Source organism: Streptococcus mitis (assembly GCF_003942795.1).
GTDB classification, from domain to species: Bacteria; Bacillota; Bacilli; order Lactobacillales; family Streptococcaceae; genus Streptococcus; species Streptococcus mitis_BJ.
In genome coordinates this window covers 138,287-163,233 of sequence record NZ_RJNY01000001.1, presented here as the reverse complement: position 1 = coordinate 163,233, position 24,947 = coordinate 138,287, and the positions used below count along the sequence as shown (strand labels likewise).

Below are 24,947 nucleotides of genomic sequence, written 5' to 3'. Positions count from 1 at the left end.
CGTTCAAAATGTAAACAAAAACTCAACTTTCTATCTTAAAAGAAGAGAGAGTTGAGTTTTTTTTAAGGCAATTTTGGTATAATAATCATAACAAGGAGGAGTTTCTGATGATAAAAATCCTATTAGTGGAAGATGACCTAGGTCTGTCAAACTCAGTATTTGACTTTTTAGATGATTTTGCAGATGTTATGCAGGTCTTTGATGGAGAAGAAGGTCTCTACGAAGCTGAAAGTGGCGTCTATGACTTGATTTTGCTTGATCTGATGTTACCGGAAAAAAATGGCTTCCAAGTCTTAAAAGAGTTGCGAGAAAAAGGGATCTCCACACCAGTCCTAATCATGACTGCTAAGGAAAGTTTGGATGACAAGGGACATGGTTTTGAGTTGGGGGCAGATGACTACCTCACCAAGCCTTTCTACCTAGAAGAACTCAAAATGCGGATCCAAGCCCTTCTCAAACGTTCAGGCAAGTTTAACGAAAACACCTTGACTTATGGGGATATTGTCGTCAACCTTTCAACGAATGAAGTGAAGGTGGAAGATACTCCTGTGGAACTACTCGGAAAAGAGTTTGAGTTATTGGTTTACTTCCTTCAAAATCAAAATGTTATTCTTCCCAAGACGCAAATTTTTGACCGTCTATGGGGATTTGATAGCGATACGACGATTTCCGTTGTAGAAGTCTATGTCTCAAAAGTTCGTAAGAAATTGAAGGGAACAGCCTTTGCTGAAAATCTTCAAACCTTGCGTAGTGTCGGGTATATTTTAAAAGATGTTCAATAAACTAAAAAAAACATGGTATGCGGATGATTTCAGCTATTTCATTCGAAACTTTGGAGTGTTCACCCTAATCTTCTCTGCTATGACCTTGATTATCCTCCAGGTCATGCACTCGAGTCTCTACACTTCTGTAGATGAAAAACTACAAGCCCTTAGCACTAGCCCTCAAGCTGTTATCCAATTAGCCCTTAATCGGGCAACTGAAGAAGTCAAAGATATTCAACCAGCAACAGCGGATGCCAGCAAGGCTGAAATCAAGCCCAATGTCAGCTCCAATACGGAAGTCTTGCTCTTTGACAAGGATTTTAATCAGCTCTTATTAGGCAATCGCTTTTTAGGCTTGGACAAGATCAAACTGGACAAGAAAGAGTTGAATCACATTCGGCAAATTCAAGTTGTCAATAGCTACGGTCAGGAAGAAACCTACCGAATGATCTTGATGGAAACCAATTCATCCACTGTTTCAAGTAATGTCAAATATGCGGCGGTTTTAATCAATACTAGCCAGCTTGAGCAAATTAGCCAAAACCACGAGCATTTAATTGTTGTAGTCATGGCTAGTTTCTGGCTTCTGTCTTTAATTGCCAGTGTTTACCTGGCACGTGTCAGTGTCAAACCCTTACTGGAAAGTATGCAAAAGCAGAAGTCCTTTGTAGAAAATGCGAGTCACGAACTGAGAACGCCTTTGGCTGTTTTACAAAATCGTTTAGAGACTCTCTTTCGAAAACCAGAAGCGACGATTATGGAATCCAGCGAAAGCATTGCTTCTAGTCTTGAAGAAGTTCGCAACATGCGTTTCCTCACGACAAATCTTCTCAATCTTGCACGTCGAGATGATGGAATCAAACCAGAAATAGCAGAAGTTTCTCCGCAATTCTTTAAAACAACCTTTGCTAACTATGAGTTGATTGCTTCTGAAAATGATCGTGTTTTTGAATATGAAAATCGGATTTATCGTTCCTTCATGACCGATCAGTTGCTCCTAAAACAGCTCATGACTATCTTGTTTGATAATGCTATCAAGTATACTGAAGAAGATGGAAAAATTGAGTTTGTGGTCCATGCTACGGATCGCCACCTCTATCTATCCGTAACGGATAACGGAATTGGGATCTCAGCTGCCGATAAGAAGAAAATCTTTGACCGCTTTTATCGTGTAGACAAGGCGAGAACCCGTCAGAAAGGTGGTTTTGGTCTAGGACTATCTTTGGCCAAGCAGATCGTAGATGCCTTACGAGGAACGATTACCGTTAAAGATAACAAACCTAGAGGAACGATTTTTGAAGTTAAAATTGCTATCCAATCTCCTCCCAAACGTAAGAATAAATAAAAAGACAGTTTTAAAACTGTCTTTTTTGATAACTAGAAAAGAGGTTGGTACCACTACCAACCTTTATTTTGAAATTTTTCGTTTAATGATCTTTCGTTGGAGTTGGAGGAGTACCAAGCTTGCCCCCATAGCAGCAACAAATGATAAAGCTGTGTTCAATTTTAAGGCTAAAAAGATAAAACTAAAAAACACCATAAAAATACAAAAACAAGCAATATTTACAAAAAATAAAATTTCTTTTAAATTGGAGCTAACAGGTGCTTCCAGTGTATAGTTTTGATAAAGCGGAGTTTGATTCGATTCGGGAGTTTGTTCAAACTCATAAGCTTCTAATTTTCTTGCGGGCATGATTCTCTCCTTAACAGTACCTAACTATTTTATCATTTTTTATGCTGAGAATTATTACAGGATTGTTACAAAACTACTAAAGTCTCTTATCATCTTCTAAGTCACTCTTCTTGACACCCACTAGAGAAAGTGATAGCATGGATGTTACACTTAAAACAGATGACCTGACTTTCTCTATTATAAATATACTGAGAAAGGAAAGGATAACTTATATAAATTGATAGCAAGCTGAGGCTTTTTCCTAAGATGATTTGTTGAGTTGCTACCCTGATTCATTTTAAAAGAATAGGTAGGAGTTGTTTTGAATGGATGGAAGGACAGAGATTCTGTCTATTGGATTGGGTGGCCTTGTTGCTACCTCTGGGGGAAAGTTGAAGGAGATAAGCATGTATCTTGCTATCAAAGAAATAGTACGAAACAAACTTCGATATAGTTTGATTCTAACTACCATTTTTCTTATCGCTTTTATGGTCTTTTTTATGACCAGTCTAGCTCTTGGTCTTGTGCGGAACAACCGGGCCGCTATTGATAATTGGCAAGCGACGGGTGTCGTTTTATCCGACTACGCAAATGATAATTTGACAGCATCTTTTATCCCTGAAAAGGACTACAAGGATAAAAATTCTGAAGAGGCTGCTCCATTGGGCTATATGTTCGCTGTGACCAATCTAGTTGATGGTAGTGAAAAGGTCAATGTTTCCATTTTTGCTCAAGACTGGGACGCTTTTATCTCACCTAGTTTGACGGAGGGTCGTTATCCTGAAGGAGATGATGAGGTTGTCGTGGATCAGTCTTTTGAGAACTATGGGATTAAGCTAGGCGATGCCATTCAGCTCAATGGAAGCGATACAAGTTACAAGATCGTAGGCTTGACTCAAGGAAATAAGTTTTTCACTGAGCCTGTTGTCTTTACGAGTCTGACAACTTATTGGACCTTACAAGGAACCTTGAAAGCCAATCGTTCCGTCTCTGCCTTGGCATTGAAAAATGATATAGAAGTGGCTGGCGATGGACTGAAACAGATTTCCATCCCAAAAATGATATCGAAAATTCCTGGTTACACACCTCAGGTTAATGTGTTTTTAGGGATGATTCTTGCTATGATTGTCATCACAGGCTTGATTGTGGGTATTTTTGTTTATATTATTACCATCCAAAAACTAGGACTTTATGGAATAATGCGAGCTCAGGGAATACAGATCAAAACCATTGTATGGTCTCTTTTCTGTCAAATTTTCCTCCTAGCTGGTATGGGGATTGCTTTAGCCTTGCTTGCTATTGGTGGAGTGATTTTAGTCTTACCAGCTACCTTCTTTTTCTACCCAAGTTGGATAGCCTACTCTGTCCTAAGTTTGGTAATTTGCTTGATGGCCCTTCTAGGTGGTGTCATTTCACTTCCACGCTTGCTAAAGGTGGACCCGATTACTGCAATTGCAGAATGATAAGGAGAATTGTATGACAGCATTGATTGAAATGACTCAAGTTACAAAAACCTACGGGGAAAGAAAGATGAAAGTCGTTGCCCTGCATGAGACGAATTTTCAGCTAAATACGGGAGAGTTCGTAGCTATTGTTGGGCCTTCTGGCTCTGGCAAGACAACCTTTCTAACAACTCTAGGACAACTTCAGGAAGCATCGAGTGGAAAGATTCTAGTAAAGGGGAAGGAAACAGGCAGTTTGACGGAGAAGGAGAAAACAGACCTCCGTTTTAGAGAGTTTGGTTTCATTCTTCAGGCTTCAAACCTAATTCCTTTTCTAACAGTCAAGGAACAGCTGGATTTGATTGACAGACTGGATAAGGGGAAAAATAATAAAAGTGACCGAAAAGAGCTGTTTGACTTGTTGGATTTGGAAAAAGTAAAAGATCATTATCCAAAGGCTTTATCAGGTGGCGAACGTCAACGTGCGGCGATAGCTAGAGCGCTCTATAACAATCCAAGCATTGTGCTTGCAGATGAGCCGACAGCCAGTCTAGACACCGAGCGTGCTTACCAAGTAACGGAGATGCTGGCTGCCATTGCCCATGAACAAGGAAGAGGGGTTGTTATGATTACGCATGATACCCGTCTTCTTGATAAGGTTGATCGTATTTATGTCATGAATGATGGTCACCTAGTTGAAGAAACACATGCATAAAATAGAGTGCATGGTACAAGTTACTGTTCACTTTTTGATTGGGAAAAATAGAAATGAGTTTAACTTTTTGTGAAACTCTCAGTACCCATAGCTGATTTTTGAGAAATGTGGTATAATTTTTCTTATGGAAAAGATTATTATTACAGCAACTGCTGAAAGTATTGAACAAGTTGAACAACTACTCGAAGCTGGCGTAGATCGTATCTATGTTGGTGAGAAAGATTTTGGCCTTCGTCTGCCAACGACTTTTAGTTATGAAGACTTACGCACCATCGCTAAGTTGGTTCATGAAGCAGGCAAGGAATTGATTGTTGCGGTTAATGCCCTCATGCACCAAGATATGATGGACCGAATCAAGCCTTTCCTAGACTTCTTGGAAGAAATCAAAACAGACTACATCACAGTTGGGGATGCAGGTGTTTTTTACGTGGTCAATCGTGATGGCTATTCCTTTAAGACCATTTATGATGCTTCAACCATGGTGACAAGCAGTCGTCAGATTAACTTCTGGGGTCAAAAGGCTGGCGCATCTGAGGCGGTTTTGGCGCGCGAGATTCCATCTGCTGAGCTTTTCAAGATGCCTGAGATTTTGGAAATTCCTGCTGAAGTATTGGTTTATGGTGCTAGTGTCATCCACCATTCTAAGCGTCCGCTCTTACAAAACTACTATAACTTTACACATATCGATGATGAAAAGACACGTAAACGTGATCTCTTCTTAGCAGAACCGAGTGACCCAGAGAGCCATTACTCTATCTTTGAAGACAATCATGGTACCCACATCTTTGCTAACAATGACCTTGATTTGATGACCAAATTGACAGAATTGGTAGAGCATGGTTTTACTCACTGGAAGCTAGAGGGGCTCTATACACCAGGTCAGAATTTTGTAGAAATTGCCAAACTCTTTGTCCAAGCACGCAGCTTGATTCAAGAGGGTAAATTCAGCCATGACCAAGCCTTCTTGTTAGATGAGGAAGTGCGCAAGTTACACCCTAAAAACCGTTTCCTCGACACAGGATTCTATGATTACGATCCTGATATGGTTAAATAGGACACCAAAACCCGAAATAAAAATGTTCGGGTTTTTCCAGTGTATCCATGAAATAAAAACGGATACATGTTATAATAAAAATAGCTCTTTAATGGAGGTGTTTAAGTGGAGAATCTGAAAAAGATGGCAGGTATCAAGGCTGCTGAGTTTGTCAAGGATGGCATGGTAGTTGGACTAGGAACCGGCTCTACTGCCTATTATTTCGTAGAGGAAGTAGGTCGTCGGATTAAGGAAGAAGGTTTGCAGATTACTGCTGTAACGACTTCCAGTGTGACCAGTAAGCAGGCTGAAGGTCTTAACATCCCGCTCAAGTCGATTGATCAAGTGGACTTTGTCGATGTGACGGTTGACGGGGCGGATGAAGTAGATAGCCAGTTTAACGGAATCAAAGGCGGTGGTGGGGCCCTTCTCATGGAGAAGGTTGTTGCAACGCCCTCAAAAGAATACATTTGGGTGGTGGATGAAAGCAAACTGGTAGAGAAACTAGGTGCTTTTAAATTGCCTGTGGAAGTGGTTCAGTATGGCGCAGAACAGGTTTTTCGTCGTTTTGAGCGAGCTGGCTACAAACCAAGTTTCCGTGAAAAAGACGGTCAGCGTTTTGTAACCGATATGCAGAATTTTATCATTGACCTAGCCTTGGATGTCATTGAAGATCCAATTGCCTTTGGGCAAGAATTGGACCATATCGTTGGTGTCGTAGAGCACGGTTTATTCAACCAAATGGTGGATAAGGTCATCGTTGCTGGACGAGACGGGGTTCAGATTTTAACTTCAACAAAAGGAAAATAGAAAATAAAAGGAGGCACACTATGTCAAAATTTAATCGTATTCACTTGGTAGTACTGGATTCTGTAGGAATCGGTGCGGCACCAGATGCCAATAACTTTGTCAATGCAGGGGTTCCAGACGGAGCTTCTGACACACTGGGACACATTTCAAAAACAGTTGGTTTGAATGTGCCAAACATGGCTAAAATCGGCCTAGGAAATATTCCTCGCGAAACACCGCTGAAGACTGTACCAGCTGAAAGCAATCCAACAGGTTATGCAACGAAATTGGAAGAAGTATCACTTGGTAAGGATACCATGACTGGACACTGGGAAATCATGGGACTCAATATTACCGAGCCTTTCGATACTTTCTGGAACGGATTCCCAGAAGAAATCTTGACAAAAATCGAAGAATTCTCAGGACGCAAGGTCATTCGTGAAGCCAACAAACCTTACTCAGGTACAGCTGTTATCGATGACTTTGGACCACGTCAGATGGAAACTGGGGAGTTGATTATCTATACTTCAGCAGATCCTGTTTTGCAGATTGCTGCCCATGAAGACATCATCCCTTTGGATGAATTGTACCGTATTTGTGAATACGCTCGTTCGATTACCCTTGAGCGTCCTGCCCTTCTAGGTCGTATCATTGCTCGTCCATATGTTGGTGAGCCTGGTAACTTCACTCGTACAGCAAATCGTCGTGACTTGGCCGTTTCTCCATTTGCACCAACTGTTTTGGATAAATTGAACGAAGCAGGCATCGATACTTACGCTGTTGGAAAAATCAACGATATCTTTAACGGAGCTGGTATCAATCATGACATGGGTCACAACAAGTCAAACAGCCACGGAATTGATACATTATTGAAGACCATGGGACTTGCTGAGTTTGAAAAAGGATTCTCCTTCACAAACTTGGTTGACTTTGATGCCCTTTACGGCCACCGCCGCAATGCTCATGGTTACCGTGATTGCTTGCATGAGTTTGATGAACGCTTGCCTGAAATTATCGCAGCCATGAGAGAGAATGACCTTCTCTTGATTACAGCGGACCATGGAAATGACCCAACCTATGCAGGAACAGACCATACTCGTGAATATATCCCACTTTTAGCTTACAGCCCTAGCTTTAAAGGAAATGGTGTCATTCCAGTTGGACATTTTGCAGATATCTCAGCGACTGTTGCCGATAACTTTGGTGTTGAAACTGCCATGATTGGGGAAAGTTTCTTAGATAAATTGGTATAAGATGACGCGCTATGCTTTACTGGTTAGGGGCATTAATGTCGGTGGGAAAAATAAGGTTGTCATGGCGCAACTTCGTCAAGAACTGACAGAGTTGGGACTGGAAAAGGTTGAAACCTACATCAACAGTGGCAATATTTTCTTTACTTCGAGAGTTCTCAAAGACCAATTGGTTGAAAAGTTAGAGGCTTTCTTTGCAGTCCATTATCCATTTATTCAGAGCTTTTCTTTGCTGAGTCAGGAAGATTATGAAGAAGAGCTGAAGAATCTGCCAGATTGGTGGACCAAAGATTTGGCACGAAAAGATGTCCTCTTTTACACGGAGGGCTTGGATGTGGCTCAAGTCATTGAGACAGTTGAAAGTTTGGAACTGAAAGATGAAGTGGTTCATTTTGGAAGACTTGGGATGTTCTGGGGGAAATTCTCTGAAGAAACCTACTGTGCAACTGCCTATCACAAGTACTTGCTCAAGATGCCTTTTTATAGCAACATCACCATTCGCAACGCAAAAACCTTTGATAAAATAGGTCAAATGCTAAAAAATAATAAAGGAGATGTATAATGACATTTTTAGATAAGATCAAGGAAACAGCTGCTTTCCTGAAAGATAAAGGAATCCAAGCTCCCGAGTTTGGTCTAATTCTTGGATCAGGACTTGGAGAATTGGCAGAAGAAATCGAAAATCCAGTTGTAGTAGATTATGCAGACATTCCAAACTGGGGCCGTTCGACAGTAGTTGGTCACGCTGGTAAATTGGTATATGGTGACCTTGCAGGTCGAAAAGTCTTGGCTCTTCAAGGTCGTTTCCATTTCTACGAGGGAAATCCTCTTGAAGTCGTGACTTTCCCAGTACGTGTGATGAAAGTTCTCGGATGTGAAGGTGTCATTGTAACCAATGCAGCTGGAGGTATTGGATTTGGTCCTGGTACCTTGATGGCTATCTCAGACCATATCAATATGACGGGGCAAAACCCATTGATGGGTGAAAACTTGGATGATTTTGGTCCACGTTTCCCTGATATGTCAAAAGCCTACACACCAGAATACCGTGCTACTGCCCATGAAGTGGCTAAAAAACTCGGTATCAAGCTTGATGAAGGTGTCTATATCGGTGTAACCGGTCCGACTTATGAAACACCTGCAGAAATTCGCGCCTATAAGACACTGGGAGCAGATGCAGTTGGTATGTCCACTGTTCCTGAAGTGATTGTGGCCGCTCACTCAGGCTTGAAAGTTCTCGGTATTTCATGTATTACTAACCATGCTGCAGGTTTCCAAGAAGAACTCAACCACGAGGAAGTTGTGGAAGTGACCGAACGTGTTAAAGGTGACTTCAAAGGTTTGGTTAAAGCTATTCTTGCTGAACTCTAATCCTATGAAAGCACGACTCCAAAGCCTGCCTTACGGACTGAGGCTACTTCTAGCCGCTCTATCATTGGGAATAGGGACGGGTCTGGTTGGAATTGCTTGCCATTATTTACTAGAAAGTGTGCAATGGCTGGCCTTTGGCCAAACTAGTTCGGATTTGCTCCAGCAATTTCAAGAAGCTGGGGATCTCCGTAGATTCCTCGTTCTGTGTGTGACAGGGGTCTTGGCAGCTGGCTTCTGGTATGTCCTGCAAAGGCGCCATAAGATTTTGTCTATTCGTCAGCAAATTATATTAGCTGGAGACAGGGAGCCAGCGCTCTTAGCCCACCTCTTACATGCAGGTATGCAGGTTGCGATTGTCGGAGCAGGCGCATCGGTCGGAAAAGAAGGAGCACCACGTGAGGTTGGGGCTCTTCTAGCTGGTCGCTTGTCGAAGGGATTCTCTCTAACTCTCAAAGAACGAAAGGTGTTGGTTGCCTGTGGAGCAGGAGCTGGTCTAGCTGCGGTCTATCAGGTTCCCTTTGCTAGTAGTTTGTTTGTCTTTGAGACCTTAGGACTTACCTATAGTTGGCAGAACTTTTTGCTGGTTTTGGCTAGTACTTATCTGGCAACCTGGGTGGCTCAGCCCATTGTTGGTCAGGATGCTATTTATCACCTATCTGCGGTCTCATGGTCGGTCAGCGGTTTCTTACAAGCTATTCTGATTGCGTTATTGGTCACTCCTCTAGCACTGGTTTTTCGATCCTTAGCCAAGCAGGCTAATCGTAAACGGCGCAAGGATGAGACGATCCTTTGGGCTCTTCCTCTAGCCTTTCTAGTGTTGGGGAGCCTTGTATCCTTTTTCCCTATCTTTATGGGAAATGGTCAGGTACTAGCGCAAGCCTTGTTATCTCACCAGCCGGTTCCCTATCTTCCACTGGCTCTTGTAATGAAGGGGCTTCTGGTTTATCTCCTCTTACGCAATGGTGCCTATGGGGGAACCTTGACACCATCATTTGCCTTGGGGATTGGGTCTGGTTACTTAGTGACCTTGCTTTTGACAGTAGTTGGCGTCCATCTGAATCCAGCTCTAGGAATGCTACTAGGAGCAACAGTCTTTTTAGGGACGACCTTACATGCTCCTCTAACGGCTATTGCCCTAAGCCTTGGATTTACAGGTCGGGATTGGAGTTTGACAATACCGCTTGTACTAGCGGCAGGAATGTCTTATGTGATTCGAAAGAGATGGGAGAGAGGACAATGAAGGTACATTTTGTACTGCATGAAACCTTTGAGGTTCCGGGTGCTTATCTAAAATGGGCTATAGAACGAGGTCATCAAATTACATCAACAAAGGTTTATGAAAAAGAACCTCTTCCTGAAACAATTGACGGGATTGATTTTCTGATTGTCATGGGTGGTCCTCAATCACCTGATGAGGATAGAGAAAACTTCCCATACTATGATCCAAAGGCTGAGCTTGCTTTTATGAAAGAAGCGATTGCTGCAGATATCTATATTGTTGGTGTCTGTCTTGGTGCGCAACTCCTATCTGTTGCCTATGGTGCGAAGTATGAACATAGTCCAGAGCGCGAGATCGGCGTTTATCCTGTGACATTGACGATGCAAGGTCTAACAGATCCTCATGTCAGCTTGTTCGGAAAAAACATAGAAACCGGCCACTGGCACGGTGATATGCCAGGGCTGACAGAGGATGCTGTCGTCTTGGCGACCAGTCAAGGTTGTCCACGCCAAATTATTCGCTTCAGTCCAAAACATTATGCCTTTCAGGCTCATTTGGAATTTGATCCTGAAGCAGTAGAACTCTTAATTACTGCGGATGGTGAGGAGAAATTAAGAGAGCAAAGTGAAAAGTTGCCTTTTGTTCAAACACCAGAAGAATTACGTGGAAACGATTATTCTGAAATGAATGCAAAACTGTATGCATTTTTAGATTCATTGGTAAACTAGGAATTACAGAAAGGCAGAGTATCTGAGTTATAGTCAAACTCGGGCTAATTGTTCTGTGAAATATTTAAATTTAAAATCAAGAAAGAAAGGAATTGACCCCACTGCTTTTTGACGGGTTTGGTATCCTTTTGACTATCACATTTAGAATAAAGAAAGGTAGAGTGAAGTGTTCTGATTTGAACACGAGCGGAAAACTCGGAAAATAGATAATCTGATTGAGAAATCAGGATTTCTCGTCAGATTCCTAATTTTCAGTCGTTTTCTTGTCGCTCTTTGTATCATAAATTATGTCTATCCATATTGCTGCTAAGCAGGGTGAAATTGCTGATAAAATTCTTCTTCCGGGGGATCCTCTTCGTGCGAAATTTATTGCGGAGAACTTCCTTGAAGATGCTGTTTGTTTTAACGAAGTGCGTAACATGTTTGGCTACACTGGTACGTACAAGGGTCACCATGTATCTGTCATGGGAACTGGGATGGGAATGCCATCGATTTCTATCTATGCGCGTGAGTTGATTGTGGATTACGGTGTAAAGAAATTGATCCGCGTGGGAACTGCTGGTTCTTTGAATGAAGATGTCCATGTCCGTGAATTGGTTTTGGCGCAAGCAGCTGCAACCAACTCAAACATCATCCGCAACGACTGGCCACAGTATGATTTCCCACAAATCGCTAGCTTTGATTTGCTAGACAAGGCCTACCATATTGCAAAAGAACACGGTATGACCACCCACGTTGGGAACGTCTTGTCATCAGATGTCTTTTACTCAAACTACTTTGAAAAGAACATCGAGCTTGGTAAATGGGGAGTTAAGGCTGTGGAAATGGAAGCAGCAGCTCTTTACTATCTTGCTGCCCAACATCACGTTGATGCACTTGCTATCATGACCATTTCTGATAGCTTGGTCAATCCAGATGAAGATACCACTGCAGAAGAACGCCAAAATACCTTCACTGATATGATGAAGGTTGGATTGGAAACCTTGATTGCAGAGTAATCAGAGAATAGATTTTCAATTACATTAGTTACAAGAACTGTTGTAAGTGATTTATTTTCAATATCTAAGCAATGATAAAGAAAGAGTTGAAAATCCAACTATTGATTTTCAACTTTTTTAGAACTCAGCTTAAGGAGAGATGTGATGGATAAAATAGAACTATTACAAGATTTGATTGATAAAAGCCACAGAATAGTCTTTTTCGGAGGGGCAGGAGTGTCAACCGAGTCTAATATCCCAGATTTTCGTAGTTCAGATGGTGTTTATAGTCATCAGTTAGGCCGTCATTTTACGGCAGAGCAACTCGTTTCTCGGACCATGTTTGAGCGCTATCCAGAAGATTTTTTTGACTTTTATAAGAAATACCTGATTTATCCAGAAGCCAAGCCTAATGCTGCTCATACTTATCTAGCTGCTTTGGAAAAGACAGGCAAGCTAAAGGCTGTTGTGACACAAAATATTGATAGTCTTCATGAAATGGCTGGCTCCCAAAAGATCTTTAAATTGCATGGGAGTGCGGACCGGAATTACTGCTTAGGTTGTCAACGTTTCTATGACTTAACTGCTTTTCTTGCCCTCGAGGGACCTGTTCCCCACTGCCTAGACTGTGGCAAGGTGGTCAAGCCTGACGTGACCTTGTATGAAGAATCACTTGACATGGATGTCTTTAGCCAAGCTGCACAAGCTATTCGGCAAGCTGACTTGCTGATTATTGGTGGGACTTCCTTGGTTGTTTATCCTGCAGCTAGCCTAGTAAACTATTTTTCTGGGACAAATCTGGTCGTTATCAATAAAACCAGTACTCCACAAGACAGCCAGGCTACATTGGTCATTGAAGGCAAGATAGGAGAAGTCTTTTCGAAATTGAGACAATAAAAGAATTTTAGAAGATAGCAACAAAACCTTGTTACTTGAAAGAGAAAACTAACTCATTTATTGACCACTATCTCGCTCTTTAAGAGTTATTAAAAACTGGCTGAGAAAATCAAAACACCTTCACTGATATGATGAAGGTTGGTTTGGAAACCTTGATTGCAGAGTAATTGTAAACGAAAATCCTGATTTCAATTGGAATCAGGATTTTTTCATAGATGCGATTTTTTCTGGGTCTGGTGTAACGCGGAGGGTCTTTTGCCCTGTGTAGGTTACAAAGCCAGGTTTGCCACCAGTTGGTTTATTGAGTTTTTTCACTTCAATCATATCTACCTGAACTAGATTTGACAAGCGCCCTTTGGAAAAGTAGGCTGCTAGTTCGGCCGCATCTGTCTTAACTTCGTCAGAAGGATTGAGATTTCCTGAGATGACGACGTGGCTTCCAGGGATGTCCTTGGCATGGAACCAAAGTTCCTCCTTGCGGGCCATTTTAAAGGTCAATTCCTCATTTTGAAGATTGTTTCGACCGACATAGATGATAGTTTTGCCATCACTCGCCAGATACTGTTCTGGTTTTTTGCGTTTCTGAATTTTTTCACGTTGGCGTCTACGGATAAATCCTGTTTGGATCAATTCTTCACGGATTTCAGCGATTTCCTCCAGTCCAGCTTGGTTGAGGACGGTTTCCACGCTTTCTAGATAGAGAATGGTAGCCTTGGTTTCTTCGATTAGCTCAGTCAGGTATTTGACAGCTTCTTTAAGTTTCTGATAGCGTTTAAAGTAGCGTTGGGCATTCTGGCTGGGAGTTAGTGCCTTATCAAGAGCAATGGTGATAGGCTGATTCGTGTAGTAATTATCCAAGACTACCTGGTCTTGGTCATTCGGAACTTGGTGGAGGAAGGTTGTCAACAATTCTCCTTTTTGGCGAAATTCCTCAGCATTGTCTGTCGCTAGTAACTCTTTTTCTTGTTTTTTAAGCTTATGGCGATTTTTTTGAAGCTCATTTTCAACACGACGAATGAGTTCACTGGCTTGCTGTTTAACGCGGTCGCGCTCGGCCTTATCCTTATAATAGGTATCCAGAAGATCAGAAAGACTGGTAAAAGGCTCTCCCACCAGATTTACAAAAGGAACTGGACTAAAAGAAGTCTCCGTTAGGAAAGGTTTGGTTTCTTGCCTGAAGAAGTTTCGGAAAGTAGACAGTTTATCACTGACCAAGAGCCTTTCCAATTCAGTTGCCGTATCGCGTCCTAGCCCTTGAAAGAGGCTTTGAAGATTTTTTGCCGTTAGTTCATTGGTTTGCAAGATTTCAAAGAGTTTTTCATCCTTGACAGTGAAAGGATTGAGAGACTCGGTACTTGGGGGAGCGATATAGGTCGATCCGGGGAGCAAGGTGCGGTAGCTATTTTGTGAAAAGCCGACATGTTTAATCACTTCGAGAATCTTATGACTGCTTTTATCAACTAGAAGGATATTGCTGTGTTTTCCCATAATTTCGATAATGAGAGTCGCCTGGATATGATCCCCAATCTCATTTTTATTGGAAACGGTGATTTCTACGATACGGTCATTTTCGATTTGCTCGATGAACTCAATTACCGCACCCTGTAAATACTTCCTCAAAACCATGATAAAAGTAGAAGGTTGGGCTGGATTTTCAAAAGTCGTTTGGGTCAGTTGGATGCGTCCAAAAACGGGATGAGCAGAGAGGAGCAAGCGATGGCTTTGGCGATTGCTGCGGATTTGCAAGACCAACTCTTGTTCAAAAGGTTGATTGATTTTCTGGATGCGACCATTGACTAACTCTCTTCGCAATTCCTCAATCATGTGGTGTAAAAAAAATCCGTCAAATGACATCGTTCTCTCCTTGTGATTGTATTCCATAGTATTATATCAAAAAGGTAGAATAAAATCATGGAAATATGGTATAATAAAGCCAAGTAAAGAGAATCGAGAAGTACATGTATATTGAAATGGTAGATGAAACTGGTCAAGTTTCACAAGAAATCTTGCAACAGACCCAAGAAATTTTGGAATTTGCAGCCCAAAAAATAGGAAAAGAAGACAAGGAGATGGCAGTTACTTTTGTGACCAATGAGCGTAGTCACGAACTCAACCTCGAGTACCGTGATACGGATCGTCCGACGGATGTCATCAGCCTTGAGTATAAGCCAGAGTTGGATATTGCCTTTGACGAAGAGGATTTGCTTGAAAATCCTGAATTGGCAGAGATGATGTCTGAGTTTGATGCCTATATTGGGGAATTGTTTATCTCTATCGATAAAGCGCATGAGCAGGCTGAGGAATACGGTCACAGCTTTGAGCGTGAGATGGGCTTCTTGGCAGTACACGGCTTTTTACATATTAACGGCTATGATCACTACACTCCGGAAGAAGAAGCGGAGATGTTCGGTTTACAAGAAGAAATTTTAACAGCCTATGGACTCACAAGACAATAAACGAAAATGGAAAAATCGTGACCTGGTATCCAGTTTAGAATTTGCCCTTACAGGAATTCTGACTGCGATCAAAGAAGAACGCAATATGCGAAAACATGCAGTGACAGCCCTTGTGGTTATCCTTGCAGGTTTTGTTTTTCAGGTGTCACGAATCGAATGGCTCTTTCTCCTAATGAGCATTTTCTTGGTAGTGGCCTTTGAGATTATGAACTCCGCTATCGAAAATGTGGTGGATCTAGCCAGTCATTACCACTTTTCTATGTTGGCAAAGAAAGCCAAGGACATGGCAGCAGGTGCCGTGCTGGTGGTCTCTCTTTTTGCTGCGGTAACAGGTGCACTTATCTTTCTCCCACGCATTTGGGATATACTATTTTAAACAGTAAGAGGAAATTATGACATTTAAATCAGGCTTTGTAGCCATTTTAGGACGTCCCAATGTTGGGAAGTCAACCTTTTTGAATCACGTCATGGGGCAAAAGATTGCCATTATGAGTGACAAGGCGCAGACAACGCGCAATAAAATCATGGGGATTTACACCACGGATAAGGAGCAAATCGTCTTTATTGACACACCAGGAATTCACAAGCCTAAAACAGCTCTTGGGGATTTCATGGTGGAATCAGCCTACAGCACCCTTCGTGAAGTAGACACTGTTCTCTTCATGGTGCCAGCTGATGAGCCACGTGGTAAGGGGGACGATATGATTATCGAGCGTCTCAAGGCTGCCAAGGTTCCTGTGATTCTGGTGGTGAATAAGATTGACAAGGTGCACCCAGATCAGCTCTTGGCTCAGATTGATGACTTCCGTAATCAGATGGACTTTAAGGAAATTGTTCCGATCTCAGCCCTTCAAGGAAATAACGTTTCTCATCTAATCGATATTCTGAGTGAAAATTTAGAGGAAGGTTTCCAGTATTTCCCAGCTGATCAAATCACTGACCACCCTGAGCGTTTCTTGGTTTCAGAAATGATTCGTGAGAAAGTCTTGCACCTAACTCGAGAAGAGATTCCTCATTCAGTTGCTGTAGTGGTTGACTCTATGAAGCGGGACGAAGAGACAGACAAGGTTCATATCCGTGCAACCATCATGGTCGAGCGTGATAGTCAAAAAGGGATTATCATTGGTAAAGGTGGCGCTATGCTCAAGAAAATTGGGACCATGGCCCGTCGTGATATCGAACTCATGCTAGGGGACAAGGTTTTCCTAGAAACTTGGGTCAAGGTCAAGAAAAACTGGCGTGATAAAAAGCTAGATTTGGCTGACTTTGGCTATAATGAAAAAGAATATTAAGTAGAGGTGGGCACATGCCTGCTTCTTGTTTTTACAGAAGGAGGAACTATGCCTGAATTACCAGAGGTTGAAACGGTTCGTCGTGGCTTAGGAAAATTGATTCTGGGTAAGAGGATTTCGAGTGTAGAAATTCGCTATCCCAAGATGATTAAGACGGATTTGGAAGAGTTTCAAAGGGAATTACCTGGTCAGATTATCGAGTCAATGGGACGTCGTGGAAAATATCTACTTTTTTATCTAACAGACAAGGTATTGATTTCCCATCTGCGGATGGAGGGAAAGTATTATTATTATCCTGACCAGGTTCCTGAACGCAAGCACGCCCATGTTTTCTTCCAGTTTGAGGACGGTGGAACGCTTGTTTATGAGGATGTACGCAAGTTTGGTACTATGGAACTCTTGGCTCCTGACCTTTTGGATGCCTACTTTATTTCTAAGAAACTAGGGCCTGAACCAAGAGAGCAGGACTTCGATTTGCAGGTCTTTCAAGCTGCCCTAGCCAGGTCTAAAAAGCCTATCAAATCCCATCTACTAGACCAGACCTTGGTAGCTGGCCTTGGCAATATCTATGTGGATGAGGTCCTCTGGCGAGCTCAGGTTCATCCAGCTAGACCTTCCCAAACTTTGACGGCAGAAGAAGCGTCAGCTATTCATGACCAGACCATTGCTGTTTTGGGACAGGCAGTTGAAAAGGGCGGTTCTACCATTCGGACCTATACCAATGCTTTTGGGGAAGACGGAACCATGCAGGACTTCCATCAGGTCTATGATAAGACTGGACAAGCATGTTCGCGCTGTGGTACAGTGATTGAGAAATTCCAGCTCGGTGGACGTGGAACTCATTTTTGTCCTCAGTGTCAAAGGAGGGGCTGATGGGAAAAATTATCGGAATCACAGGAGGAATTGCCTCAGGTAAGTCAACTGTGACAAATTTCCTAAGAGAGAAAGGCTTTCAAGTGGTGGATGCTGACGCAGTCGTCCACCAGCTACAAAAACCTGGAGGGCGCCTTTATCAGGTCTTAGTTCAGCACTTTGGACAAAAAATAATCCTTGAAAATGGAGAACTCAATCGCCCTCTCCTGGCTAGTCTCATCTTTTCAAATCCTGAGGAGCAGGAATGGTCTAAACAAACCCAAGGAGAGATTATTCGTGACGAATTGGCTGCATTGCGAGACCAGTTAGCTCAGACAGAAACGATTTTTTTCATGGATATTCCCCTGCTTTTTGAACAGGACTACAGCGCTTGGTTTGATGAAACGTGGCTGGTCTATGTGGACCGTGATGTTCAGGTGGAACGTTTCATGAAACGGGATTATCTTTCTATGGAAGTAGCTGAGTCCCGTTTGGCAGCCCAGTGGCCTTTAGAAGAAAAGAAAAAATTAGCGAGTCATATATTAGATAACAATGGCAGTCGTAATCAGCTTGTGAGTCAAGTAGTGAAGTTACTTGAAGGAGGCGATAGCTGTGCAAGAGATTAGTTGGAAAGAGAATCTTCGTGTCGCCTGGTTTGGTAGTTTTCTAACGGGAGCTAGTATTTCCCTGGTCGTTCCTTTCATGCCTATCTTTGTAGAGCAGTTGGGAATTGAAGGGGATCAAGTTGCTTTTTATGCTGGATTAGCCATCTCAGTTTCGGCTGTTTCAGCAGCTCTAGTTTCTCCCATCTGGGGTACTCTTGCTGACAAATATGGTCGAAAGCCCATGATGATTCGAGCAGGTCTTGCCATGACCATTACCATGGGAGGTTTGGCCTTTGTACCCAATATCTATTGGCTACTCTTTCTGCGCTTGCTCAATGGCGTATTTACAGGTTTCGTACCGAATGCGACAGCTTTAATAGCCAGCCAAGTCCCCAAGGATAAGTCTGGCTATGCTTTGGGGACTTTATCAACTGGAGTAGTAGCTGGAACCCTAACCGGCCCCTTTGTAGGTGGCTTGATTGCTGAAATTTTTGGTATTCGCAATGTCTTTTTATTGGTGGGTGCTTTCCTATTTTTAGCTGCAATCCTAACCATTTTCTTTATCAAGGAAGATTTTCGACCAGTGGCTAAGGAGAAGGCAATACCAACAAAAGAGTTGTTTAGTTCTATTAAACACTCTCATCTTTTGATTAATTTGTTTTTAACCAGCTTTGTCATTCAATTTTCAGCTCAATCAATTGGTCCCATTCTAGCTCTCTATGTGCGGGACTTAGGGCAGACTGAAAATCTCCTCTTTGTATCAGGATTAATCGTATCCAGCATGGGATTTTCTAGCATGATGAGTGCAGGAATTCTAGGAAAACTTGGCGATAAGGTAGGGAATCATAGATTGTTAGTTGCAGCGCAGATTTATTCCGTCATCATTTACCTTCTTTGTGCCCATGCAACCAGCCCCCTTCAACTTGGCTTGTATCGTTTTCTCTTTGGTTTGGGAACAGGTGCTCTCATACCAGGTGTCAATGCCCTTCTCAGCAAAATGACTCCAAAATCAGGTATTTCAAGGATTTTCGCCTTCAACCAAGTCTTTTTTTACCTTGGTGGAGTGATCGGACCTATGGCGGGATCCGCAGTTGCAGGATATTTGGGCTACCATGCTGTCTTTTATGCGACAGCAGCCTGTGTGGCTTTCAGTTGTTTATGTAACTTAGTGCAATTTAGATCATTATTAAAAGTAAAGGAAATCTAGTGCGAGTAAAAATCAATCTCAAGTGCTCCTCTTGTGGAAGCATGAATTATCTAACCAGTAAGAACTCCAAAACTCATCCTGACAAGATTGAGGTTTTAAAGTATTGTCCCAAGGAAAGAAAAGTAACTTTACATCTTGAATCTAAGTAGATTTTATGGTAAAATAATAGGGATTTTAAGGAGTTTGATATGTATAACCTATTATTAACCATTTTATTAGTATTATCTGTTGTGATTGTGATTGCGATTTTCATGCAGCCAACTAAGAACCAATCCAGCAATGTATTTGATGCCAGCTCAGGTGATTTGTTTGAACGTAGTAAAGCGCGTGGTTTTGAAGCTGTGATGCAACGTTTGACAGGTATTTTAGTCTTTTTCTGGCTAGCCATTGCCTTAGCATTGACAGTATTATCAAGTAGATAAGAAATGGGCAGGACTAGGTCTTTGCCTATTTTTATTTTTATACTCTTCAAAAATCAAATTCAAACCACGTCAGCGTTGGCTTGTCGTACTCCAGTACTGCCTGCGCCTAGCTTTCTAGTTTGCTCTTTGATTTTTATTGAGTATTAAATGATGTTTGAGAAGGTCTTACAGTAAAAGAAAATTAAAAAATCTAGAAAGAAAACATGAAAGATAAAATTAAAGAATATTTGCAAGAGAAGGGGCGAGTGACGGTAAATGACCTAGCTCAGGCTCTCGGAAAGGATGGATCCAAGGATTTCCGTGAGTTGATTAAAACCCTGTCTCTGATGGAAAGAAAGCACCAGATTCGATTTGGAGAAGATGGAAGCCTTACCTTGGATCAGAAGAAGAAACATGAAATCACCCTCAAAGGGATTTTTCATGCCCATAAAAACGGCTTTGGCTTTGTTAGTCTAGAAGGCGAAGAGGACGACCTTTTTGTAGGAAAAAACGATGTCAACTATGCTATTGATGGTGATACCGTTGAGGTCGTTATCAAGAAAGTCGCTGATCGTAACAAGGGAACAGCAGCAGAAGCCAAGATTATCGATATCCTAGAGCATAGTCTGACGACAGTTGTCGGGCAAATCGTTCTAGATCAGGAAAAGCCCAAGTATGCCGGCTATATCCGTTCAAAAAATCAGAAAATCAGCCAGCCAATTTATGTTAAGAAACCAGCTCTTAAACTCGAGGGAACGGAAGTTCTCAAGGTCTTTATTGACAAATACCCAAGTAAGAAACATGATTTCTTTGTTGCTAGTGTGTTGGACGTGGTGGGACACTCGACTGATGCTGGGATTGATGTCCTTGAAGTCTTGGAATCCATGGATATTGTCTCAGAATTCCCGGAAGCTGCTCTCAAGGAGGCTGAAAGTGTGCCGAATGCTCCATCAGAGAAGGATATGGAAGGTCGTCTTGATTTAAGAGATGAGCTTACTTTTACCATTGACGGAGCGGATGCCAAGGACTTGGACGACGCAGTTCACATCAAGCCTTTGAAAAATGGCAATATCGAACTCGGAGTTCACATAGCCGATGTTTCCTATTATGTGACAGAGGGTTCTGCACTTGACAAGGAAGCCCTTAACCGCGCGACTTCTGTCTATGTGACAGATCGAGTGGTGCCAATGCTTCCAGAGCGTTTGTCAAATGGCATCTGCTCTCTCAATCCTCAAGTAGATCGCTTGACCCAGTCTGCCATTATGGAAATTGATAAACATGGTCGTGTAGTCAACTACACCATCACCCAAACGGTTATCAAGACTAGTTTTCGTATGACCTATAGCGCTGTTAATGACATCCTAGCTGGAGATGAGGAAAAGAGACAAGAGTTTAAGAAAATTGTTCCTAGTATCGAACTTATGGCCAAGCTTCATGAAACTCTAGAAAGCATGCGTGAGAAACGTGGAGCTCTCAATTTTGATACCAGTGAAGCTAAGATCTTAGTGGATAAAAAAGGCAAGCCTGTGGATATTGTCCTTCGTCAGCGTGGTGTTGCTGAGCGGATGATTGAGTCCTTCATGTTGATAGCCAACGAAACGGTTGCCGAGCACTTCAGTAAACTAGAGTTGCCTTTTATCTATCGGATTCACGAGGAGCCTAAGGCTGAAAAAGTACAGAAGTTTATTGATTACGCTTCGAGCTTTGGTTTGCGAATTTATGGGACTGCCAGTGAGATTAGCCAGGAGGCCCTTCAAGATATCATGCGTGCTGTTGAGGGAGAGCCCTATGCGGATGTATTATCCATGATGCTTCTCCGTTCCATGCAACAGGCTCGTTATTCAGAGCACAATCATGGTCACTATGGTCTTGCTGCTAACTATTATACTCACTTTACCAGCCCCATTCGCCGTTATCCAGACCTTCTAGTCCACCGCATGATTCGGGACTATGGTCGTTCTAAGGAAATTGCCGAGCATTTTGAGCAAGTGATTCCAGAGATTGCGACCCAGTCTTCCAACCGTGAACGTCGTGCCATCGAGGCAGAGCGTGAAGTCGAAGCCATAAAAAAGGCTGAGTACATGGAAGAATACGTGGGTGAAGAGTACGATGCGGTTGTGTCTAGCATCGTCAAATTCGGTCTTTTTGTCGAATTGCCAAATACAGTTGAAGGCTTGATTCACATCACCAATTTGCCTGAATTTTATCATTTCAATGAGCGTGACTTGACCCTCCGTGGGGAGAAATCAGGCACAACCTTCCGTGTAGGGCAACAGATTCGTATTCGGGTTGAAAGAGCGGATAAGATGACGGGCGAGATTGACTTCTCTTATATCCCAAGTGAGTTTGATGTCATCGAAAAAGGCTTGAAGCAAGCTGGGCGCAAAGACAGAGGTCGTGGTTCAAGTCGTCGTTCAGATAAGAAGGAAGACAAGAGAAAATCAGGGCGCTCAAATGATAAGCACAAGCATTCACAAAAAGATAAAAAGAAAAAAGGCAAGAAACCTTTTTACAAAGAAGTAGCTAAGAAAGGAGACAAGCATGGCAAAAGGCGAGGGAAAGGTCGTCGCACAAAATAAAAAAGCGCACCACGACTATACAATCGTAGATACGCTAGAGGCAGGAATGGTCCTGACGGGAACGGAAATCAAGAGTGTACGAGCGGCTCGAATCAATCTCAAGGACGGTTTTGCCCAAGTAAAAAATGGGGAAGTCTGGCTGAGCAATGTTCATATTGCCCCTTACGAAGAGGGCAATATCTGGAACCAGGAACCGGAACGCCGTCGCAAACTTCTGCTCCATAAGAAGCAAATTCAAAAATTGGAACAAGAGACCAAAGGGACAGGAATGACCCTTGTTCCCCTTAAAGTCTATATCAAAGATGGTTATGCTAAACTCCTTTTAGGACTTGCTAAAGGGAAACATGACTATGACAAACGGGAGTCGATCAAGCGTCGTGAACAAAACCGCGACATCGCGCGTGTCATGAAAGCTGTCAACCAGCGTTAAGAAGAGGAAGTAAAATGGAAAAATTAATTGCCTATAAACGGATGCCCTTGTGGAATAAACAAACCATGCCTGAAGCTGTCCAGCAAAAGCACAATACTAAAGTCGGCACTTGGGGAAAAATTACTGTCTTGAAGGGTGCTCTCAAGTTTATTGAGCTGACAGAAGATGGTGAGGTTCTTGCTGAGCATCTCTTTGAGGCAGGAGCAGACAACCCTATGGCACAACCACAAGCATGGCACCGAGTAGAGGCCGCAACAGACGATGTAGAATGGTACTTGGAATTTTATTGTAAACCTGAGGATTATTTTCCTAAGAAATACAATACCAATCCAGTCCATTCAGAGGTCCTAGAAGCCATGCAAACGGTGAAACCAGGAAGAGCCTTGGATTTGGGTTGTGGTCAGGGTCGTAATTCCCTCTTTCTAGCCCAGCAAGGTTTTGATGTGACAGCTGTGGATCAAAATGAATTGTCCCTTGAAATCTTGCAAAGCATTGTGGAACAAGAGGATCTAGACATGCCTGTTGGTCTTTACGATATCAATTCAGCCAGTGTTAGCCAAGACTATGATTTCATCGTTTCAACAGTTGTTCTGATGTTCCTACAAGCGGACCGCATTCCAGCTATCATCCAAAATATGCAGGAGCACACCACGGTTGGTGGCTATAACCTTATCGTCTGTGCCATGGATACAGAGGATTATCCTTGCTCAGTCAACTTCCCATTCACTTTTAAAGAAGGGGAGTTGGCGGACTACTACAAAGATTGGGAGTTGGTCAAGTACAATGAAAATCCAGGACAGCTGCACCGTCGTGATGAAAATGGCAATCGCATTCAACTACGCTTTGCGACCATGTTAGCCAAAAAAGTTAAGTAAATCAAACTTAACCCAGCGAATAGAAATCACTTTGCAAGGTTTCTATTCGTTTTTATTTGCGTTGGTTGATTGGGACTAGCAGGTTTTATGCTATACTAGAAGTAGGAAATGTGATTAGTAGAACTGTGTTGCTGATACTCTCAGCGCAAGAAAGTCTTTATGATGGAGGTGGTCGAATGGCGAGTCTTTTGGTGGAATTGTATGATCGGCATGTATTGGAAAAGAATGTCTACCAAGCCTTTATCAGTGATTGTGACGAGATTCTCTTCCTTTCTTTGACGAAAATAAGCAATGAAGAGAAAGTCTCTCTCCGTCAGTTTATCATGGAAGAGGTGCCTCATATCCAACGAGTGACCTTTCGTCAGCTCTCCTTAGAACAACTAGTGGACCAGTTAGATTATTGCCTAGCAGGTTACGACCAAGTCCTTCTCGATGTTTTTGGTGGGGATTCGCTACTAGCCTTATCTCTCTATCAATATGGCTTGGATCGCCACCTCCCCATCGTTGCCATGGATGTCGAGCGAGGAAAACAATACAAGTGGGTAGCCGGTCAGTTAGAAAAAGAAGACTTGGACATTCCAACCCTAAGCATCCAACAGTTGATAGCCTTGCGTGGTGGAAAAATGCTCAAATCCAAACGCCCTATCCACTCAGTTCAGCAAATTACTGCCATTAAAAAACTAGCCAGCTCTGCTATTGCCAATCCCGCCCATTGGTACCAAGTGACCCAATTTTTCTCTTTAGCTAAGACCAATGACCTTCATGCTGAGACCAAAAAGATACTGGAAAACAACGGCAAGTATTATTACTATCCAGAATCCCTTATTCCTCTACTTGTGGAAGCAGGGATGCTTTGTATTGAAAGCGAAGACAAGAAACGAGTAGCCTACAGCTTTCCAAGTCAAGAAGCTCAAGTCTTTTGCCGCAACAAGGGACATATTTTAGAGGTATATCTCTATCTCTTGGCGCTTGAATCTCAGCTGTTTGATGAGTGCATGATAGGTGGTGAGATTGATTGGAATGGCATCTTTCCAGAGGCGGATAATGTTCAAAATGAGATTGATGTTATTCTGAGAAAGGGCCGCTCGATTACCTTTATCTCCTGCAAGATGACAGATTTATCTGTTGAAGCCATCAATGAACTAGAAGTCTACGCCAATCATTTTGCTGGGGAAAGTTGCCTCAAGTTAATTGTCTGTACGGGGAAAATCAATCCAGCTTATGCCAATCGCTGCCAAGAATACGGCGTGCTGGTCATTAGAAGTGAGCAGATTTCCAATCTCATTCCCATGCTAAAAAAATATTCTAAGAGACAAAAAAGATGAGAAATAATATCATGAAAGGCTGGAATTCCAGTCTTTTTTGCTTTTTTTTCGAATAAATGAGAAAAGGA

Annotated in this window: 27 protein-coding genes; 25 read left to right on the top strand and 2 right to left on the bottom strand. The window is 42.4% G+C overall.

Translation table 11 applies throughout. The features are described 5' to 3' along the window. Window positions 1-107: 107 nt before the first annotated feature. Together ciaR and D8847_RS00810 are read left to right on the top strand one after the other, a co-directional pair. Window positions 108-782: a two-component system response regulator CiaR gene (ciaR, locus tag D8847_RS00815; RefSeq protein WP_061416663.1), complete on the top strand. Its 675-nt coding sequence runs from the start codon at window positions 108-110 to the stop codon at window positions 780-782. Next, on the top strand, window positions 772-2,109 hold the full coding sequence (locus D8847_RS00810) for a sensor histidine kinase (protein ID WP_125840278.1): 1,338 nt from the start codon (window positions 772-774) through the stop codon (window positions 2,107-2,109). Before ciaR ends, D8847_RS00810 begins: the two co-directional genes overlap by 11 nt. A gap of 63 nt (window positions 2,110-2,172) precedes the next feature. Here D8847_RS00810 and D8847_RS00805 read toward each other — a convergent pair whose 3' ends face one another. Beyond that, window positions 2,173-2,457, bottom strand: a complete 285-nt coding sequence (locus D8847_RS00805; protein WP_125840277.1) for a DUF3270 domain-containing protein — start codon at window positions 2,455-2,457, stop codon at window positions 2,173-2,175. 386 nt (window positions 2,458-2,843) lie between these two features. Between D8847_RS00805 and D8847_RS00800 the strand changes: the two genes are divergently transcribed. From D8847_RS00800 to D8847_RS00745, 11 genes are all read left to right on the top strand, one after another. After that, window positions 2,844-3,899 carry an ABC transporter permease gene (locus D8847_RS00800; RefSeq protein WP_125840317.1) on the top strand — a complete coding sequence of 352 codons (1,056 nt, stop codon included), beginning with the start codon at window positions 2,844-2,846 and terminating at the stop codon, window positions 3,897-3,899. Window positions 3,900-3,912: 13 nt separating this feature from the next. After that, complete coding sequence (locus D8847_RS00795; RefSeq protein WP_125840276.1) at window positions 3,913-4,593, top strand: ABC transporter ATP-binding protein; 681 nt, start codon at window positions 3,913-3,915, stop codon at window positions 4,591-4,593. A gap of 124 nt (window positions 4,594-4,717) precedes the next feature. Next, window positions 4,718-5,647: a peptidase U32 family protein gene (locus tag D8847_RS00790; protein ID WP_045616960.1), complete on the top strand. Its 930-nt coding sequence runs from the start codon at window positions 4,718-4,720 to the stop codon at window positions 5,645-5,647. A 105-nt stretch (window positions 5,648-5,752) separates the two neighbouring features. Next, window positions 5,753-6,436, top strand: a complete 684-nt coding sequence (rpiA, locus tag D8847_RS00785) for a ribose-5-phosphate isomerase RpiA (RefSeq protein ID WP_125840275.1) — start codon at window positions 5,753-5,755, stop codon at window positions 6,434-6,436. A gap of 20 nt (window positions 6,437-6,456) precedes the next feature. Then, window positions 6,457-7,668 carry a phosphopentomutase gene (locus D8847_RS00780; RefSeq protein WP_000033119.1) on the top strand — a complete coding sequence of 404 codons (1,212 nt, stop codon included), beginning with the start codon at window positions 6,457-6,459 and terminating at the stop codon, window positions 7,666-7,668. Window position 7,669: 1 nt separating this feature from the next. Beyond that, on the top strand, window positions 7,670-8,227 hold the full coding sequence (locus D8847_RS00775) for a DUF1697 domain-containing protein (protein ID WP_125840274.1): 558 nt from the start codon (window positions 7,670-7,672) through the stop codon (window positions 8,225-8,227). Beyond that, the gene (locus D8847_RS00770) at window positions 8,227-9,036 is read left to right on the top strand and encodes a purine-nucleoside phosphorylase (protein WP_125840273.1); all 810 of its coding nucleotides are present in this window, start codon (window positions 8,227-8,229) and stop codon (window positions 9,034-9,036) included. The genes D8847_RS00775 and D8847_RS00770 overlap by 1 nt, the downstream gene beginning before the upstream one ends. Before the next feature lie 4 nt (window positions 9,037-9,040). Then, the gene (locus D8847_RS00765) at window positions 9,041-10,276 is read left to right on the top strand and encodes a chloride channel protein (protein ID WP_185757897.1); all 1,236 of its coding nucleotides are present in this window, start codon (window positions 9,041-9,043) and stop codon (window positions 10,274-10,276) included. After that, a complete protein-coding gene (locus D8847_RS00760; RefSeq protein ID WP_125840271.1) occupies window positions 10,273-10,983 on the top strand; it encodes a type 1 glutamine amidotransferase in 711 nt (236 codons plus the stop codon). Before D8847_RS00765 ends, D8847_RS00760 begins: the two co-directional genes overlap by 4 nt. Window positions 10,984-11,270: 287 nt before the next feature. Further along, a complete protein-coding gene (deoD, locus tag D8847_RS00750) occupies window positions 11,271-11,981 on the top strand; it encodes a purine-nucleoside phosphorylase (RefSeq protein WP_125840270.1) in 711 nt (236 codons plus the stop codon). A 144-nt stretch (window positions 11,982-12,125) separates the two neighbouring features. Beyond that, entirely contained in the window at window positions 12,126-12,857 is a 732-nt protein-coding gene (locus tag D8847_RS00745; protein WP_125840269.1) for an NAD-dependent protein deacylase, read from the top strand. Window positions 12,858-13,055: 198 nt separating this feature from the next. Here the strand turns inward: D8847_RS00745 and pavA are convergent, their stop codons facing one another. Beyond that, window positions 13,056-14,711 (bottom strand): Rqc2 family fibronectin-binding protein PavA, encoded by a 1,656-nt coding sequence (gene pavA / locus D8847_RS00740; RefSeq protein WP_125840268.1) that lies wholly within the window; start codon window positions 14,709-14,711, stop codon window positions 13,056-13,058. A gap of 104 nt (window positions 14,712-14,815) precedes the next feature. Here pavA and ybeY point away from each other — a divergent pair, with 104 nt between their 5' ends. The 12 genes from ybeY (at window position 14,816) to D8847_RS00680 (ending at window position 24,879) form a co-directional block, all read left to right on the top strand. Continuing rightward, on the top strand, window positions 14,816-15,313 hold the full coding sequence (ybeY, locus tag D8847_RS00735; RefSeq protein ID WP_000275169.1) for an rRNA maturation RNase YbeY: 498 nt from the start codon (window positions 14,816-14,818) through the stop codon (window positions 15,311-15,313). Beyond that, complete coding sequence (locus tag D8847_RS00730) at window positions 15,294-15,689, top strand: diacylglycerol kinase family protein (protein ID WP_038806183.1); 396 nt, start codon at window positions 15,294-15,296, stop codon at window positions 15,687-15,689. The genes ybeY and D8847_RS00730 overlap by 20 nt, the downstream gene beginning before the upstream one ends. 16 nt (window positions 15,690-15,705) lie before the next feature. After that, window positions 15,706-16,605, top strand: coding sequence for a GTPase Era (era, locus tag D8847_RS00725; RefSeq protein WP_125413226.1), 900 nt, complete (start codon window positions 15,706-15,708; stop codon window positions 16,603-16,605). A gap of 48 nt (window positions 16,606-16,653) precedes the next feature. Continuing rightward, complete coding sequence (gene mutM / locus D8847_RS00720) at window positions 16,654-17,478, top strand: DNA-formamidopyrimidine glycosylase (RefSeq protein WP_125840267.1); 825 nt, start codon at window positions 16,654-16,656, stop codon at window positions 17,476-17,478. Beyond that, window positions 17,478-18,083 carry a dephospho-CoA kinase gene (coaE, locus tag D8847_RS00715; protein ID WP_125840266.1) on the top strand — a complete coding sequence of 202 codons (606 nt, stop codon included), beginning with the start codon at window positions 17,478-17,480 and terminating at the stop codon, window positions 18,081-18,083. Before mutM ends, coaE begins: the two co-directional genes overlap by 1 nt. Beyond that, window positions 18,070-19,269, top strand: a complete 1,200-nt coding sequence (locus tag D8847_RS00710; protein ID WP_125840265.1) for a multidrug efflux MFS transporter — start codon at window positions 18,070-18,072, stop codon at window positions 19,267-19,269. The genes coaE and D8847_RS00710 overlap by 14 nt, the downstream gene beginning before the upstream one ends. Next, entirely contained in the window at window positions 19,269-19,418 is a 150-nt protein-coding gene (gene rpmG / locus D8847_RS00705) for a 50S ribosomal protein L33 (protein WP_007519517.1), read from the top strand. Before D8847_RS00710 ends, rpmG begins: the two co-directional genes overlap by 1 nt. Before the next feature lie 39 nt (window positions 19,419-19,457). Continuing rightward, on the top strand, window positions 19,458-19,691 hold the full coding sequence (gene secG, locus D8847_RS00700; protein WP_000282517.1) for a preprotein translocase subunit SecG: 234 nt from the start codon (window positions 19,458-19,460) through the stop codon (window positions 19,689-19,691). Window positions 19,692-19,894: 203 nt separating this feature from the next. Then, window positions 19,895-22,249, top strand: coding sequence for a ribonuclease R (rnr, locus tag D8847_RS00695; protein WP_125840264.1), 2,355 nt, complete (start codon window positions 19,895-19,897; stop codon window positions 22,247-22,249). Then, complete coding sequence (gene smpB / locus D8847_RS00690) at window positions 22,212-22,679, top strand: SsrA-binding protein SmpB (RefSeq protein ID WP_001051742.1); 468 nt, start codon at window positions 22,212-22,214, stop codon at window positions 22,677-22,679. Before rnr ends, smpB begins: the two co-directional genes overlap by 38 nt. Window positions 22,680-22,693: 14 nt before the next feature. Then, window positions 22,694-23,554: an SAM-dependent methyltransferase TehB gene (gene tehB / locus D8847_RS00685; protein WP_125840263.1), complete on the top strand. Its 861-nt coding sequence runs from the start codon at window positions 22,694-22,696 to the stop codon at window positions 23,552-23,554. 176 nt (window positions 23,555-23,730) lie between these two features. Next, window positions 23,731-24,879, top strand: a complete 1,149-nt coding sequence (locus D8847_RS00680) for a DUF1887 family protein (RefSeq protein ID WP_125840316.1) — start codon at window positions 23,731-23,733, stop codon at window positions 24,877-24,879. Window positions 24,880-24,947: the final 68 nt, after the last annotated feature.